Source organism: Thermococcus barophilus MP (assembly GCF_000151105.2).
Lineage (GTDB): Archaea > Methanobacteriota_B > Thermococci > Thermococcales > Thermococcaceae > Thermococcus_B > Thermococcus_B barophilus.
The window spans coordinates 321640-337274 of record NC_014804.1 but is presented as its reverse complement, the minus strand read 5'-3'; the positions used below and the strand labels follow the sequence as shown (position 1 = coordinate 337274).

Annotated in this window: 16 protein-coding genes; 8 read left to right on the top strand and 8 right to left on the bottom strand. The window is 41.2% G+C overall.

The annotated features are described in order from the left end of the window. Nucleotides 1-15: 15 nt before the first annotated feature. The 3 genes from pheT to tdh all read right to left on the bottom strand — a co-directional run bounded on the left by pheT (nt 16) and on the right by tdh (nt 4344). Entirely contained in the window at nt 16-1695 is a 1680-nt protein-coding gene (gene pheT / locus TERMP_RS02035) for a phenylalanine--tRNA ligase subunit beta (RefSeq protein ID WP_013466681.1), read from the bottom strand. A 10-nt stretch (nt 1696-1705) separates the two neighbouring features. Further along, nucleotides 1706-3217 carry a phenylalanine--tRNA ligase subunit alpha gene (gene pheS / locus TERMP_RS02030; RefSeq protein WP_013466680.1) on the bottom strand — a complete coding sequence of 504 codons (1512 nt, stop codon included), beginning with the start codon at nt 3215-3217 and terminating at the stop codon, nt 1706-1708. A 74-nt stretch (nt 3218-3291) separates the two neighbouring features. Continuing rightward, nucleotides 3292-4344 carry an L-threonine 3-dehydrogenase gene (tdh, locus tag TERMP_RS02025; protein WP_013466679.1) on the bottom strand — a complete coding sequence of 351 codons (1053 nt, stop codon included), beginning with the start codon at nt 4342-4344 and terminating at the stop codon, nt 3292-3294. 294 nt (nt 4345-4638) lie between these two features. Between tdh and TERMP_RS02020 the strand changes: the two genes are divergently transcribed. The 3 genes from TERMP_RS02020 to hmgA all read left to right on the top strand — a co-directional run bounded on the left by TERMP_RS02020 (nt 4639) and on the right by hmgA (nt 7027). Continuing rightward, on the top strand, nt 4639-4881 hold the full coding sequence (locus TERMP_RS02020; protein WP_013466678.1) for a TRAM domain-containing protein: 243 nt from the start codon (nt 4639-4641) through the stop codon (nt 4879-4881). A gap of 145 nt (nt 4882-5026) precedes the next feature. Then, nucleotides 5027-5779 carry a MinD/ParA family ATP-binding protein gene (locus TERMP_RS02015; RefSeq protein ID WP_013466677.1) on the top strand — a complete coding sequence of 251 codons (753 nt, stop codon included), beginning with the start codon at nt 5027-5029 and terminating at the stop codon, nt 5777-5779. Nucleotides 5780-5800: 21 nt separating this feature from the next. After that, complete coding sequence (gene hmgA, locus TERMP_RS02010; RefSeq protein ID WP_013466676.1) at nt 5801-7027, top strand: hydroxymethylglutaryl-CoA reductase (NADPH); 1227 nt, start codon at nt 5801-5803, stop codon at nt 7025-7027. A 6-nt stretch (nt 7028-7033) separates the two neighbouring features. Here the strand turns inward: hmgA and TERMP_RS02005 are convergent, their stop codons facing one another. From TERMP_RS02005 to TERMP_RS01985, 5 genes are all read right to left on the bottom strand, one after another. Further along, the gene (locus tag TERMP_RS02005; protein WP_013466675.1) at nt 7034-7675 is read right to left on the bottom strand and encodes a hypothetical protein; all 642 of its coding nucleotides are present in this window, start codon (nt 7673-7675) and stop codon (nt 7034-7036) included. 104 nt (nt 7676-7779) lie between these two features. Next, the gene (locus TERMP_RS02000) at nt 7780-8403 is read right to left on the bottom strand and encodes a hypothetical protein (protein ID WP_013466674.1); all 624 of its coding nucleotides are present in this window, start codon (nt 8401-8403) and stop codon (nt 7780-7782) included. Nucleotides 8404-8461: 58 nt separating this feature from the next. Beyond that, entirely contained in the window at nt 8462-10351 is a 1890-nt protein-coding gene (gene gatE, locus TERMP_RS01995; RefSeq protein WP_048159718.1) for a Glu-tRNA(Gln) amidotransferase subunit GatE, read from the bottom strand. Further along, nucleotides 10351-11670, bottom strand: coding sequence for a Glu-tRNA(Gln) amidotransferase subunit GatD (gene gatD, locus TERMP_RS01990; protein ID WP_013466672.1), 1320 nt, complete (start codon nt 11668-11670; stop codon nt 10351-10353). Before gatD ends, gatE begins: the two co-directional genes overlap by 1 nt. A 4-nt stretch (nt 11671-11674) precedes the next feature. Continuing rightward, nucleotides 11675-11968 carry a transcriptional regulator gene (locus tag TERMP_RS01985; RefSeq protein WP_048159717.1) on the bottom strand — a complete coding sequence of 98 codons (294 nt, stop codon included), beginning with the start codon at nt 11966-11968 and terminating at the stop codon, nt 11675-11677. A 109-nt stretch (nt 11969-12077) separates the two neighbouring features. Here TERMP_RS01985 and TERMP_RS01980 point away from each other — a divergent pair, with 109 nt between their 5' ends. The 5 genes from TERMP_RS01980 to rsmA all read left to right on the top strand — a co-directional run bounded on the left by TERMP_RS01980 (nt 12078) and on the right by rsmA (nt 15606). Continuing rightward, nucleotides 12078-13247 (top strand): tRNA pseudouridine(54/55) synthase Pus10, encoded by a 1170-nt coding sequence (locus TERMP_RS01980; RefSeq protein ID WP_013466670.1) that lies wholly within the window; start codon nt 12078-12080, stop codon nt 13245-13247. Between the two features lie 134 nt (nt 13248-13381). Next, nucleotides 13382-13675 carry a 50S ribosomal protein L21e gene (locus TERMP_RS01975; protein ID WP_013466669.1) on the top strand — a complete coding sequence of 98 codons (294 nt, stop codon included), beginning with the start codon at nt 13382-13384 and terminating at the stop codon, nt 13673-13675. Between the two features lie 6 nt (nt 13676-13681). Beyond that, a complete protein-coding gene (locus TERMP_RS01970) occupies nt 13682-14044 on the top strand; it encodes an RNA polymerase Rpb4 family protein (protein ID WP_013466668.1) in 363 nt (120 codons plus the stop codon). A 93-nt stretch (nt 14045-14137) separates the two neighbouring features. Next, nucleotides 14138-14761, top strand: a complete 624-nt coding sequence (locus TERMP_RS01965) for a DUF655 domain-containing protein (protein WP_013466667.1) — start codon at nt 14138-14140, stop codon at nt 14759-14761. Between the two features lie 2 nt (nt 14762-14763). Continuing rightward, nucleotides 14764-15606 carry a 16S rRNA (adenine(1518)-N(6)/adenine(1519)-N(6))-dimethyltransferase RsmA gene (gene rsmA, locus TERMP_RS01960; protein WP_013466666.1) on the top strand — a complete coding sequence of 281 codons (843 nt, stop codon included), beginning with the start codon at nt 14764-14766 and terminating at the stop codon, nt 15604-15606. Nucleotides 15607-15635: the final 29 nt, after the last annotated feature.

The following is a 15635-nucleotide window of genomic DNA, read 5'->3' as shown; positions in this document are numbered from 1 at the left end:
TCACCAAAAATTAAGTTAGGAAGAGGGTTTGTAGAGAGGTCTCAGAAATATCTCAAAAGCTGCAACGGGCATTTCGATACCCCAGTTCTCCAAAACCTGCGGGTGGATCTCCCCAATTATCCCGACTTCTTTGCCCTCAACGACTATCTTTCCAACCCTGCCCGGAATAAATGAGCCGTGCTCTGTCTCTTCAAGCTCGTATTCAAAGCCTAAATGGTGCATAATGCTGTCAAGAATTTCTTTAACCTCTGTAAATGTAACTCTGGGATGCGCTATCACAACTGCTAATTTGCTCTCGCTTACCGTTTTTGTTTCCCTTGTTTCATCAATGAGTGTCGCCTTGCCAACTTCGAAAATCTTTTGTGGATACTCTTCGTGTGTGTTTAAGCTGAGGAATTCCATCAGTGATGGGAGAAGCCATTTTCTCAATGCGCTCCATCTCAAACTCACTGGATTTTCGATTTCAACTATCTCCTCCTCTGGGATATTCATTTTAGTGAACTGGGCTTCTTTGTTTGTCAGGTTAAACGTCATGACCTCTTGGAGCCCAAAACCGATCATCAGTTCTCTAATGGCATTCTCAAACTCGATGAAGTCGTTTCCCTTTCCTTGAACAGCCAATTTTGGCTCCTCTGGTTCAATGTTGTTGTATCCATAAGCGATGAGCACATCCTCCAATACATCCCTTGCATGCATTATGTCGTCTCTAAACGCTGGGTACTTGAGTTTGGCTTTTCCATCCTTAAGATCAACTTCATAGAACATTCTTTCTAAAAGCTCCTTAATCTGCTCATCGCTTAATTCAATTCCAGCAAGCTTTTTGATATAGCTCAGCTCAACTTCAAATTCTTTTGGAGTTAAGTCAGGCGTCTCTATTTCAAAGTCTTTGTAAACAACTTTCACGCTTTTTATCTTTCCGCCGCGCTCTGCTAAAGCCGTTACAAGAACATTTAAAGCGAGCATTATCTTGTTTAAGTTCCAGCCAGTGATGTCTATGAATATGTTTCTTGTTTTTTCAGTGACTTTTCCGTGAGTTTCTGAGTTTATAACCGGAGGCATAGAAAGAACATTGCCCTCGCTGTCAATCAAAAGAGGATAATATGGCTTTCCTTTAATAAGATGCCCATATTCCTGTCCTTTCTCGTGCTTCTCGAGGATTTCATCAGCGGTCATCTCTTCCTCACAGTTCAAAGGGATGAATTTTATCTTATCTGGCTCAACTGCCTTGTAGTAAAAGGGGGGCTTGAGTTTATCAAAGTCAAAAGTCCCAATTGCAACTTCCCTTCTCTTCCTTCCGAAGGTTAAAGCAATTTTCTCCTGAAGCTGAATCAGCTGTTTAAGGGCTTCCTCATCAAGCCTAATGTTTTCAACAACTGCATAGACTCCATAGGGTCTAATATCCTTAAGCTTCTCATCAACGTAAACAACAATGTCGCTCTTCTCAACTTCGTATTCTGGCAAGCCCTTTTTCATTCCCAGTGCCCACTTTATCTGTCTCGCAATTCCCTCGGCACTCCATAAGTCTGGTCTGTTTGTGTCTTTTGCATCAGCTTTAAAGTAAATTTTGCCGTTTTCCTCCCAGATATCGTCGAGCTCACATTTAGCATAAAGGAATAAGTCTTCCCACTCCTCAACCGTGAAGGACTTTCCTATGAGCCTTTCCAAATCCTCCTTAGCAACATCGAACTTTGGCATTTTGCTCACCTCACCAAATTATCTTAGCCTCTCTAAGCCACTTTAGATCATAGCTGAAGAGGTACCTTATGTCGTCAATTCCGAGCTTAAACATTGCTAACCTATCAATTCCAATTCCCCATGCAATAACTGGAACATCGATTCCGAGAGGCTTGGTCATCTCCTCTCTAAAAATCCCAGCACCTCCAAACTCAACCCAGCCAAGCTCTGGATGTTTAGCGCTCATCTGAACACTGGGCTCTGTGAACGGATAATAGTCAGGTAAAAACTTTACTTTCTTTGCTCCTGCAACCTCGGTAGCAAAGCGCTTGAGTATTCCAAGAAGGTGCTTAAATGTTAAATCTTCTCCAATAACAAATCCTTCAACTTGGTTGAACTCTATCAAGTGAGTTCTATCCAAAACATCTGGTCTGAAGACCCTCTGGATGGCAAAATACTTCCCCGGAATTTGAACATCTTTAGCCAACTGACGAGCACTCAGTGCTGTTCCATGAGCCCTTGGCATCAGCATCATGGCCATTCTTGGATCCCATCTGTAGCCCCAACCCCTTGAACCAGTTATCCACCCATGCTCGTGAGAGGCTTTTACTCTCTCAACGAGCTCTTCCTCCGGCAAAAATCCATACTTTGGATATTTAAGCTGGTAAGTGTCCGTCCAGTCCCTTGCTGGATGATTTTGGGGCTGGAACAGAGCATCAAAGTTCCAGAATTGGGTTTCAATTAAACTTTCAACTGTCATCTCAATGAAACCCATCTCAATGAGCTTTCTTCTAATCTTATCAAGAAAAGCTCTGTAAGGCTGCTTTTTACCAGGATAAATTCTCTTAACTGGTGCCTTAATATTAAAACGCTTGAATTCAACGTTTCTCCACTTACCGCTTTTTATAAGCTCTGGTGTAAGTATTGAGATTTCTTCCTTGAGTTCTAAGCCCTTTTCTGCTAACTTAAGCCCCTTTTCGGTTATCTCAACTTCCCTCTCTGTTTTAAGCTCATCCTCTGCAACTTTTCTTCGTTTAAGCTCATTTAGTGAGATTAAGTCCTCAATTTCTTTAGCTTCAACTTCACCATTTTCAGCAAGAATTTTGAGGGCTTTATCTATGGGCCTATCCAAATTCAGTGCTTCTCTGCCCTTCTCTGTAACCTCAAGAACAAGTTTACCATCCTCCTTTTTGACTGTTGCCCATCCCTCTTTTCTCAGAATTCCAATTATCGGCTTAAGCTCATCCTCACTAAGAACTTCCGTTAAATCCTTAAGAGTCACTCTACCCCTCTCAGCAAGAAGCATTAGAGCTCTTCTCTCAGGAAGTCCAATTTCAGCGTATTTTTTGCCTGTTTCCGTTAGCTTTACAACTTTCTTCTTCTTTTCGTGAAGCTTTGCAAGCCCTTTGCTTTGAAGCCATAGTACTGCTCTCATTACTGCAACTTGGTCAAGTCCTGTTTCCTTAACAAGATCCTCAAATTTTGCCTTTCTTAAGTCCTTAAGCTTAATGAGAGTTAATTTTTCATGATAACTTAGTTCCATCTTAAACCCCCGCAGAAAATTAGCGAGCATTTACTTAAAAATTGCGGTTAGGAAATAAATAGAGAAGAGGAGGTTCACTTCCTGTGTGGGAAGAACACAACCTTTCCAGTCTTTCCTGCACGCATAAGCTCAAATGCCTCTTCAAACTTGTCAAAGCCTTTATACTTGTGGGTAATTATTGGATCAAGGTTGAGTTTTCCGCTCTGGAGTAATCTTGAAACAGTGTACCAAGTCTGCCAGAGATGTCTTCCAGTTATTCCATAAACTGTGAGTGATTTGAATATTATCAAGTTGTTAAAGTCAATTGAGACATCCCTTGGAAAGAGTCCAAGTAGAGAAACTCTTCCCGCTGGAGTTACTGCCTGCAATCCCTGTTCAAGGGCCTTTGGAGCACCGCTGAATTCAAGAAATACATCAACACCATTGCCGTCTGTTAAATCCCTGACCTCCTTAACAACGTCTTCCTCAAATGGGTTAATGACAACATCTGCCCCAACTTTTCTTGCTAATTCTCTCCTGAAGTCGCTTGGCTCACTTACTATTACAAGAGAAGCCCCCGCAGCTTTTGCAACTGTAATACCAAGTAGCCCAAGAGGCCCAGCTCCCGTTATGAGTACTGTTTTTCCAGCAACAGGTTCAGCTAAGACCGTATCAACAGCATTCCCTAATGGCTCTTGAAGGGTTGCATATTCTGGAGGGATATTCTTTGGATTCTTCCATGCGTTCTGAGCCGGGACTATTGCATATTCGGCAAAAACACCATCTGTATCAACACCGAAAATCTTTGTATTTTGACAGACATGATAATTGCCAGTCCTACACTGATAACACTTGCCACATACTATGTGCGTCTCTGCAGATATATAGTCACCAACCTGTATGTCCTCAACCCCCGGGCCAACTTCCACGACTTCTCCAGCAACTTCATGTCCCATAATTTGGGGTGGCTTAATTCTGCTCTGAGCCCATTCATTCCATTCATAGATATGGAGATCGGTTCCACAGATGCTGGTTGCTAAAACCTTAATGAGAACCTCTCCCTCTTTTGGCTTGGGGACATCAACTTCAACGAGCTCAGCACCATAAGCAGGCTTGCTCTTCATAATAGCAATCATCTTATCAGCCATCTTTATCATCTCCATAAAACGCTTACATGAGTATCTAAATGAGAAGCGATATAAACTTTTTGTGCAAAAGGATATCTGATTCCTGTCATACAGTAAAACCCCAATTCAAAAGTTATGTCAAGTAAAAATATGATAATGGGTTACTGATATTTTTAAGAAAAGTTTACAGATGTATGAAAATCAGTGCTATGAATTTTAGCAACAAAAGTTTTGAAAAACATAAAGAAAAACCAAAAAATTTAAATAGCATCAAAAGAAGCTTTAAGTGCACACATCCCTGCGGTGGTGTCTGAGTTGGAAAATAGGAAGTTTGGTGGAAAGAAGTTTGATAGAAGCAGATCAAGGGGCAGACAACCTCCAGTTAAAGTTGGCGAAAGGTATAAGGTCAAAATTGAAGCCCTTGGCAAAGGTGGAGATGGCATAGCAAGAATTAAAGGTTTTGTTGTATTTGTTCCCCAAACTAAAATCGGAGATGAGGTAGAAATTGTGATCAACTCCGTAAAGCAGAAGTTCGCTTTTGGGGAAGTGATTGGATAATTCAAATCTCCAAATTCTTCTATCTCTTTTTACACGCTATCAGATTATGAATTTAGAAAACCTTATATTTTTATAAAATGAAAGTTAAAGTGTGATTCAATTTATCAGGGTCACTTGAAATTAAATTATGGGGCGTGCATAATCTATGGCCGTTGTAATCGTCACAGGGAGAGGCGGGGCCGGTAAGACTACAACAACCGCTAATTTAAGCACATATTTTGCTCAGAGAGAGTACAGAGTTCTCGCAATTGATGGGGATTTATATCTCCCCAATCTTGGATTTCACTTTGGGCTGGAAAATGTAAAATATACAGTTCATTCAATTTTGAAAAATCCAAACCTCGATCCAGAATGGGCAATTTACAAGCATTCTCATACTGGTGTCTATGTTATGCCAGGAAGCACGAACCTTCAAGATGTTCTCGGCATCTCTGCAAGGAGGCTTAGGGATATCGTCGATCAAATGAGGTACAAATTTGGTCTTGTTTTTGTGGATTCTCCAACCGGAATACCTTTTGATACTCTACCCACTTTTGAGGTGGCGAATTATCAAATTATAGTGGTCGAAATCGAGCGTTCTCCTATATATTCATTTGAAATTATGGTAGAAAATGAAGTTGAGAAGCTCAAAGCCCTTGGAGATGAATATGGGTTAAAGGTGGGAGTAATATTAAATAAAGTGAGAGAATCCCAAGATGTTGTGGACAAAATTATTGAAACTGTTGAAGATGACATTGGCGTTCCAGTTCTCGGTGTAATCCCATTTGATGAAGATGTCCCCGAATCGGTTAATGTGGGAATTCCAATCTTGGCATATAAGCCAAGAAGCGATGCATCCCTCGCATTTTACGAAAGCGGACAGCTTGTCGAAGAATGGATCTTCGAAAAAGTGAAGTGACTATTTTGGAGGTGTATTCTCATGAACATTGATGAAATCATTGAAAAAGTCGTGAGTGGCGAAATTAAGCTCCATCAGGTTGAGAAATACACCAATGGAGACAAAAAACTTGCAACAGAAATCAGAAGAAAGGCACTTGAGAAAAAATTCGGGATAAGTTTAGAACACATAGGACACTACTCAATCGATCCAAATCAGGTTATTGGAAAGAATATAGAGAACATGATTGGCGTCGTTCAGATCCCGATGGGTGTTGCCGGGCCGCTCAGGATAAACGGCGAATATGCCAAAGGAGAATTTTACATTCCATTAGCTACAACAGAAGGAGCACTGGTTGCATCAGTGAATAGAGGATGTTCGGCTTTAACTGCCGCTGGAGGAGTGAAGACAACAATTATCGGTGACAAAATGACAAGAGCACCTCTCCTAAAGTGCCCAGATGCAAGAAGGGCGAGAGAAGTTGCAGAGTGGGTAAAAGAGAATATAGACTATCTGCAAGAAGTTGCTGTTTCAAAGGTTACAAGACATGGAAAGCTTAAAGATGTTAAGCCATTTATAGTGGGCAACAACCTCTATTTAAGATTTGAATTTGAAACTGGCGATGCTATGGGCATGAATATGGTAACGATAGCGAGCGAGGAAATAATGAAAGTCATTGAAGAAAAGTTCCCAGATGTTAAGTATCTCGCTCTGTCTGGAAACCTATGTGTCGATAAGAAGCCCAACGCACTTAACTTCATTTTAGGCAGGGGAAAAACCGTCATAGCTGAGGCTGTTATTCCAAGAGAAATTGTTGAGAAAAAGCTTAAAACAACGCCAGAGTTAATAGCAGAGGTCAATTACCGCAAGAACTTAGTTGGCTCTGCGCAGGCTGGAAGTTACGGCTTCAATGCTCATTTTGCAAACATCGTTGGTGCTATTTTCTTGGCAACAGGTCAAGATGAAGCACAAATTACGGAAGGTGCCCATGGAATAACGTTAGCAGAGGTAACTCCGGAGGGAGATTTATACATAAGCATAACAATGCCAAGCCTTGAAATAGGAACAGTCGGCGGTGGAACAAGGGTCCCACCTCAGAGAGAAGCGTTGAGCATTATGGGTGTTGCTGGAGGGGGAGAACCGGCTGGAACAAATGCAAAGAAGTTCGCGGAAATAATAGCGGGAGCAGTTTTGGCTGGAGAGCTTTCACTCTTGGCAGCAATAGCTGCAAAGCACCTGGCTAAAGCCCATAAGGAGCTTGGCCGTTAGCTCTTCTTACTTCCTTCCCATCCTAACTTTGACAACAAAGACTTTCGTGTGAACTTCTCCCGTTGACATGACTTCAACACCCTTGAAATAGAGCAACGAAAAAGGATAGTCGAGCACCAGGTAAAGGATTAGGGCAAAAAAGATTGTGACAAGAAGATTTGACCAGTAGCTCCTAAACTCCATTACCGAGGAGAAAACAGTGCCACTCAGAAGACTTATCAGAAAGTTCAGCGTCGAGCGATGTTTGTGCCTTATTCTTCCAGCCTTTTCCTTCCCAATGATTCCGAGAAGCTCCTGTAGTCCCTCCTTTTTCCGAACTCTAAAAGTTAGAGTAAACTCCAGTCCGGGGATATCCTTAAGTTCTATTGGGACATCTGAGTCGAGAAAATAAAAAGCGCGGCTTAGTTCCGCTTTTAGCTCCACCACTCCGAGAAATTGCCCTCTTTCGTATAGGGAATCCGCCATAGTCTCCAGCAGGTACGGGTCTGGATCGATCAGCCGGGTGTAGTGCATTCTCCTAAATTGGAAATAGTCCTCCATTCGTCTCATGCATTCTGAAAGAACCTCGCATCTAATGCTGGCATACTTGAAAATTTTTCCCTCTGTCATCACTTGAAACATTCCCTTAATCTTCCCAAGCACTGGCATGACAGAATACCTCCGCAGAGTTTAAAAACAACATGTAATGTAGATAATTGAGGATGATGACTTTTTCCCTCACTCTGAGCTGTGATGAGGAGCCGATGCACTGACTACTCCTCCCAGCTTTTCTCTTTGTATCCCCTCTTAATCCCTTGAATTGCAGAAATAACAGCAACTGCCCAGAGGAGATAGTTAAATAAATCCTGAAGGGAATTTTGTCCTGCCATATATGCGAATATAAAAGGCACAAACCCAATTAAGATTTGAAGGAGTGTTAAAAAGTCGAGCTTAAATCTCCCTGAGAACTCACCGCTAACGATCCTTCTAAGAATCTCCTTAACAGCATCTTTCTTTTTTACGACAAACACTCGATAAGCTCTCTTCTCCTCAAATTTTATCTTCTCGACACTCGGAAACACATAAAACCATCTGCTGATTCCATCGGTCAGCTCAACAATGTAAATCCTTGGTGGATTATTTTTCAAGAACTTCTCAACCGCTAAGAGCAAATTTGTTTCGTCTGGTTCAATAAGCCTCGCTGGGGAAAATCCCTTGAAATTTATCTCGAGTTCTTTGGCAGCTTCACCTACGGTTTTACTCTCTTTTGTCTCAATTTTAATATAAACTAATCTAAACTCCTTCTTTTTCGGTTTTTTCTTCTTGGGTTGTTCATTTTGGATGCTTTCAATCTTTTTTCTAAAGGCAGGTACAGTTGAAGGCGTCGGAATTGGCATTTGCTCACCAAATTACTTTAGATATTGGTATTTAAAAATTTATTGAAGAAAGGAAAAGCTAAGAACTCAGTTCCTGAATCTTTTTCCTGACCAGTTGGCTGACAAGCTTACCGTCAGCCTTACCCCTGAGCTTTGCCATGGCCCTTCCCATTATCATACCCATTGCTCCCATTCCCTTAGCTTTGATAACATCAATGTTCTGTTGGATTATTTCGTCAATTATCTTTTCCACTTCCTCGGGGCTGAGAAGGGTAAGTCCTTTTTCTTCAGCAACTTGGAATGGTGATTTCTCCGGATGCAAAGCTAATTCCTTGAATATCTCTTCAAATGCCTCTTTGGCAATCTTGTTGTCAAGGTAAAGCTTAAATGCCTCCTTGATATGCTCATCAGTTATGTTATCAATTGGAACTTCTTTCTTCAGACCTTTGAGGACAACCACAAGGATTGACGCAGCTAATGAAGGCTTAACCCCCATTCCAATAAGCTCCTCAAACAGCTCATCCCTTTCATCATCGACCAGCGTTTTAGCTAAGCTCTTGTCAATCTTGAACTCCCTGACATAGCGCTCAACCTTAGCCTGTGGAAGCTCTGGAAGATTTGCAAGAATTTCCTCCTTCATCTCTTTCGTTATGAGTATAGGTGGAATATCTGTCTCTGGATACATTCTTGCTTTACCCGGCAGTGGACGCATGTATTGGGTGTTCCCATCTGGCAGGGCTCTCCTTGTCTCCTCAGGAACGCCATACAGTGCTTCCTTAGCCCTCTGAAGGACTTCTCTCAAAGCCTTCTTGGCTATTTCCTCCTCAGCTGCAACTAAAACAAAAGCATCCTGCTCTCCTAAGCCAAGTCTCTCAATGATTGCATCAACTTCTTCCTGCGTAATCCCATAATTGGGCAGTTCATCAATGTGGAATATTCCCTTAACGTATTTCTTCGCCCTATCTGCCATTTCCGTTCCTAATCTCCTTCCCGGCTGAATTTCATAGCCGATTAACCCTCTGAACTTTGGAAGCTTTAATGCCAAAACCTTTCCACCCTTCTTAATTGCCCTCGCAATAATCTTTGATTGGGTGTTCTCGAATATATCGGTAACATCATAGAATTCTTCCTTCAGCTCTTCCTCATTTACACCTCTCTTTTTGAGTTCATCACGAATCCTGAGAAGGTTTAACTGCCTTATAACTTCGCGCTCAATTATGATAGGTATCATGTCCAGCTCTTGAACGCCTTTAATCTCAATCCTTGCACCGCCTTTAATTGAAACGTTCAGGTCCTGTCTGATTGTTCCGAGTCCTCTTTTGACTTTCCTTGTTGCCCTCAAGGCATCACCAATATATTTGGCAACCACCTTTGCTTGTTCTGGGTGGTGAATGTCCGGAGTTGTTGCAATTTCAACTAATGGGATTCCCAAACGGTCTATCCTGTAAATCACTTTACCATCTTTTCTCTCAATTATCCTTGCAGCATCTTCCTCCAGACAGATTGTCGGAATTCCAACGCTTCCCCATGGAGTGTCAACCTTTCCATTCATTGCTATTATCGCAGTTCTCTGGAAGCCCGAAACGTTGGAACCATCAATGACGATTTTACGCATGAAGTGAACCTCATCAACTGGGGTAGCGTTGAGAAGATATGCAATTTGAAGAGCAACTCTTAAGGCTTCTTCGTCCGGCATGTGGGGAGGCTCCTCATCCATGTAAACCAGATCGCTGAACTTGTAGTTTCCTTCGTAAACGTAAGTCTTTCCCTTTTTGAATTCTTCCAAAGCTGCCTGGTCAATCTCGCCAAGCTCGCTCATCGTTGGCCTCAACCTTCTCTGAAATGTAAAATCAACTTCTTCATGAAGCTCACTTGGTACAGGTGAAAACAGTTTTTTAGTGTCAAGCTGTCTGTGAATTTCCAAACCTACTTTAAGACCAATCTCTTTGTAATTAAGTTCCATTGTCATCACCTCAGATATGTATCAAATCTTGTGTAAGGTGTAATCTCACCTGCATAGTTCGTTAGCATCATCTTTCTGACTTCCTCGAGGTTCTGAGTGTGTCCAAGAACCCAAATTAGCTTCACATAGGCAGTTTCTGGGAGCATATCTTCACATGGGATAACTCCAGCTTTGAGAAGCTTTCTACCAGTTGAATAGACATTCAGGTTGACCCTTCCGTAAAGACACTGGCTTGTCATGCAGACAGCAACCCCCTCCTGGACTGCCCTTTCAATACTTGGAATTATGTGAGTTGGAGTGTGTCCCAAACCCGTGCCCTCAATAACAATGCCCTTGTATCCCTTATCAACGAGGAAATCAATGATTTCACTCTGCATTCCTGGAAACGACTTTATGAGAGCAACTTTCTCCTCAATCTTATCATCCACCCACACATCGGTCTCGGTTCTTTTCCTATAGTCATCCCTGAGAAACTCAATCCTTCCATTGCTCCAAATCTTTGCTATTGGAATATCGTTTATGCTCCTAAACGCATCTCTTCTTGAGGTGTGCATCTTCCTAACCTTTGTGCCCCTGTGAGCCAAGCAATAGGTATCGCCCGTTTCTCCGTGCATGACCACTGCTACCTCTCCAAAATCGGCAGTGGCCATTCTGACAGAGCAGATAAGGTTCATAGCAGCATCACTTGAGGGTCTATCACTGCTCCTCTGTGCACCAACTAAAATAACGGGCTTTCCCAAATCTCTCAGCATGAAGCTCAATGCCGCCGCAGTGTATCCCATTGTATCTGTTCCATGTCCAATAATCACTCCATCCTCGCCTTCATTCAAAGCCTTGGCAACTTCATGAGCGATTTTAACCCAATATTCTGGTTTCATATCTTCACTAAGGATGTTCATGATGAGCTTTGGTGTTATGTTTGCAATTTCAAATATCTCTGGAACAGCTAAAGCTAATTCCTCAGCTGTAAACGCTGGATGGACAGCACCGGTTTTATAATCAATTTTTGATGCGATGGTCCCACCTGTTCCAAAGATAGTGACATTTGGCAGGTTTGGCTTCTTAGGCAAAAGAGCTTTGAACTCTCTCACTTCTCGTGGCTTAGCTTTCTCAAGAACTTTAATCTCAACTATCTGATCAACAAGAATCCCGATGTTGTAGCCATTGTCGAGCTTTAATGTGAGTGTTTCTCCCTCTGAAAGTTCATAAGGAGGCATTACTAAGCCTCTATAAATGCTGTGATTCCCATTTTCTTTCTCAACAACTTCGACGTAATCTCCTGGATTTATTCCCCTTTTCTTCATAAAGACCTCCACTTTTTTCATGGTATCACCTCACCTCTATCTTGAACCTCGGTTCCTCAATCCATTGAGACTTGCATTTTGGGCATTTAGAGGGAATGTTTATTTCAGCCCTAAATACAAAGCCACACTTTCTGCAAATTGCAGGCTGGATAAGCAGAACTTTCCCCTCCCTTCTAACAATTTTAGCAACCGCTTTTAAATCTTCAAGAACTGCCTTTTTACTACCTTTTCCTCTCATATCGAGCATCGTGGCTAATTCGCTAACGCTGTAATCCCTTTCCTCCAAAAGCTTTATTATTTTCTGCCTTCGAGTCATCATTGGCATCAAAGCTAATTGAAGGCATTAAAATATAAAGATTAAGGTTAGACAGATGACATATTAAAAGCTGAAAAACCCTTTCATATTGAACATTTGACAGGTGATGAGAGTGATACTTGAAAAATCAGAAAAAATCTTAGAAAAGCACAGCCTGTGCAACAACTGCCTTGGAAGGTTATTTGGGAGGTTAGGAAAGAGCACCAACTATATCAGGGGTAAATCAATTAGATTAGTACTCAATATGAAGCGAGAAGCAGAAGGGTTGCCTACTTTTGGGGAGCCAGAAAAATGCGAGCTCTGTGGAAATATATTCAAAAAGACTGAATATCTTGCGAGGTTGTGCTATGATAAGGCTCAAAAACTTGGGCTTGAGTTTGAAAGCTTTCTTGTGGGCTCAAGATTTCCAAAAGAAATTCTGGAAAAAGAAAAGCAGCTCTGGGAGGAATTCGGGTTAGAATTTGCCGAGCCAATTAATAGAGAGCTTAACCGGGAAGTGGGAAAGTTTCTTGAAGTTCTACTTCAAAAGCCCGTTAATAAAGAAGATCCTGATGTGGTCTTTATTATTGACCCATATAATGAGAGGACTGAACTCCAGATAAAGCCCCTATACATTTATGGAAGGTATAGAAAGCTTGTAAGAGGCATTCCCCAGACGCCACTAAAGGGATTTAAAGAGAGTGTTGCTTCGATAATCTGCAGACCATTTTCAAAAGCAACAAAAGGTAAGTGCATCTTCCATGGAGCTGGGAGAGAGGATGTTGACGTTAGAATGCTTGGTAATGGGAGACCTTTTGTTGTGGAAATAAAAAAGCCAATAAAGAGGAAAATTGACTTGGAAAAGATTGCCCAAGAAATTAATCAGAGCAAAAAGGTTGAGGTGTTAGATTTAAAATTCATAACAAGAGAAGAAATGGAGAAGATACTTACGAGCAATCACAAAAAAGAATACGAAGCTCTTGTTTATGTTGAAGAAGGCATAACAGAAGAAGATGTGAAGAGAGTTGTAGAAAAGCTCCAAAATTGCACAATTTACCAAAGAACTCCAAGAAGAGTTCTCAGAAGAAGAGCTGACATTGTAAGGGTTAGAAAAGTTTATGATGTTAAAGCAGAAATTGTTGATAAAAAACACCTCAAGCTTAGATTAATCACAGATGGCGGTTTGTATATTAAGGAACTTATCTCTGGGGATAATGGTAGAACAACTCCTTCAGTCTCAGAAATCCTGGGAAAGAAAGCATGGTGTGAAAAGTTAGATGTGCTGAACATCCTGGATGATTAAGGTGAAAACTTTATAAACGCTTATGTAAATGAGCTTATGACACTTGGGGAAAGACCCTTTCGCTGAAAAGCAAACCTAAAATTGTAAATTCCTAAATCCTCGAAATTTAATTAAAACTCTAAGAGGTGATTGATATGGTCCAAAAAGCACACAGCTTTAGGAGGAAGACAAGAGGTAAGCTTAGCAAACACCCGAGGAGAAGAGGACTCCCCCCACTCACGAGATTCCTCCAAGAGTTTGAGGTCGGGCAGAAAGTCCATATCGTAATTGAGCCAAGCTATCACAAAGGCATGCCGGATCCAAGATTCCATGGAAGAACAGGAACCGTCGTAGGAAAGAGGGGCGATGCATATATCGTCCAGATAACCGATGGTGGAAAGGTTAAGACGTTCTTTATCCATCCAGTTCACTTAAGACCCCAGAAGTGACCTAAAATGATAGGAAGGAAAAAGCTTGAAGAGCACTATTTAACAATTGCAGAAACAAAAGAGATACTACTGAAAAGGAGAGAGGAAGGATTAAAGGAGAACCCAGAGGAACCGATGTTTTATGAAGCGAGGATAAGCCTTGAACATGCAGAAAGATTTGCAAAAGTCACTTCAGAACAGGCAAAAGAGCTCAAAGACAGGCTCATTTCTGCATTTGAGTGGATGGACGAAAGACTGGCAGCAAAAATAGTTGATATAATGCCAGAAGACTACATAGACATCAGAGTCATATTTGCCAAAGAGGACTACATGCCAACCAAGGAAGAAGCTGAAGAGATAATTAAGATACTCGACGAATACAGAGAGTGATCTTTTTTAATCTTTTCTGCCCTATACTTTTCTACGAGAAAGCAGACAAAAGTATAAAAACCTCCTATGTGTATATTTTCTGGGGGAGAGAAAATGGATTATTATAGGAAGCACTCATATATGCAGAGCATAAAAAAGAAAAGAAACACAGAGTATGAAGAGTATGCCTATGTATTGGACTACTTGCCCACTGGTTACATCGATATGGAACACTTTAGAATGAAGAGAGACAATAAGCCCGTTGCTCAAGTCATAGGAGAGAAGGCTTTTACGCTTCTTGAGGTTGTTCCAAAAGCGGATTTAATGCTATATGAGAGAGTCTTCATAGGAAAAGGTCAGAGGGATAAAATCCTCATGATAAACAGAAAGCTCAGATATGAAGACCTGACACCGACTGCAAAAGCTGAGTTGCCGTATGTTGTCGAAGAAATCGTGAAAAACAACGAGCATAGATTTATAAGGTTTTTTAATATCGCCCCACCTATAACGAATAGACTGCACAGCTTGGAGCTTTTACCAGGAATTGGAAAAAAGCACATGTGGGAGATTATTGAAGAGAGGCAAAGACAACCATTTGAAAGCTTTGAGGACTTGAGACACAGAGTCAAAGGTCTTCCTGATCCAGTCAAAATGATAGCCAAAAGAATCCTCGATGAACTTCAGGGCAAAGATAGATACAGACTCTTTGTTGGACATAACAGACTATTCAGGGAGTAGAGATGCTTAAATCTCGTCTTTTTTCTCTTCTTTCAAAATACAATTTGAGAATAAATTCTGATTTGGGGCAGAATTTTTTAATAGTTGATGACATCATCAAAAGAGAAGTTGAAAGGGCAGAAATAAAAGCAAATGAAACCGTTCTTGAAATTGGTCCCGGATTGGGATTTCTGACAGATGAATTGAGTAAGTATGCAAAGAAAGTCTATGCAGTTGAGAAGGATTCTCGTCTTGTTGAGATCCTTCAAAAAGAATACTCTTGGAAAAATGTTGAAATAATTCGTGGAGATGCGCTTAAAGTCGAATTTCCTGAATTCGATAAAATAGTTTCAAATCTACCTTACCAGATATCATCTCCGATAACCTTCAAATTTCTGAGATATGATTTTAAGAAGGCAGTTCTTATTTACCAGCTTGAATTTGCTCAGAGGATGACTGCTAAGCCCGGTGACAAGAACTACTCTCGCCTATCAGTTATGGTTCAAGCAAAGGCAGATGTTGAGCTTGTTGAGAGAATCGGGAGGGGAGCATTCTATCCAAAACCAAAAGTCGATTCTGCAGTGATAATCTTGAATCCAAAGCCCAAAGAAGAGCAGATCGAACTTGATGACAGCTTAGTTAAGGCATTGTTCCAGCACCGGAGAAAAAAGGCTTCAAAAGCCCTGAAAGACTCATATCACATGCTGGAATTAACAAAGGAAAAATTCAAAGAGATTAGGAGGATCTTTGATAAGATCCCGCATGCCGAAAAGAGAGTTTTTCAGCTTTCAATTTGGGAGATAAAAGACATTGAAGAATTTTTGAGAAAAGAAGGAATTTTGGGCTGCTCTATAACCGGCACATAGAGAGCATTTAGCTTTCGGTGAATTTTTAA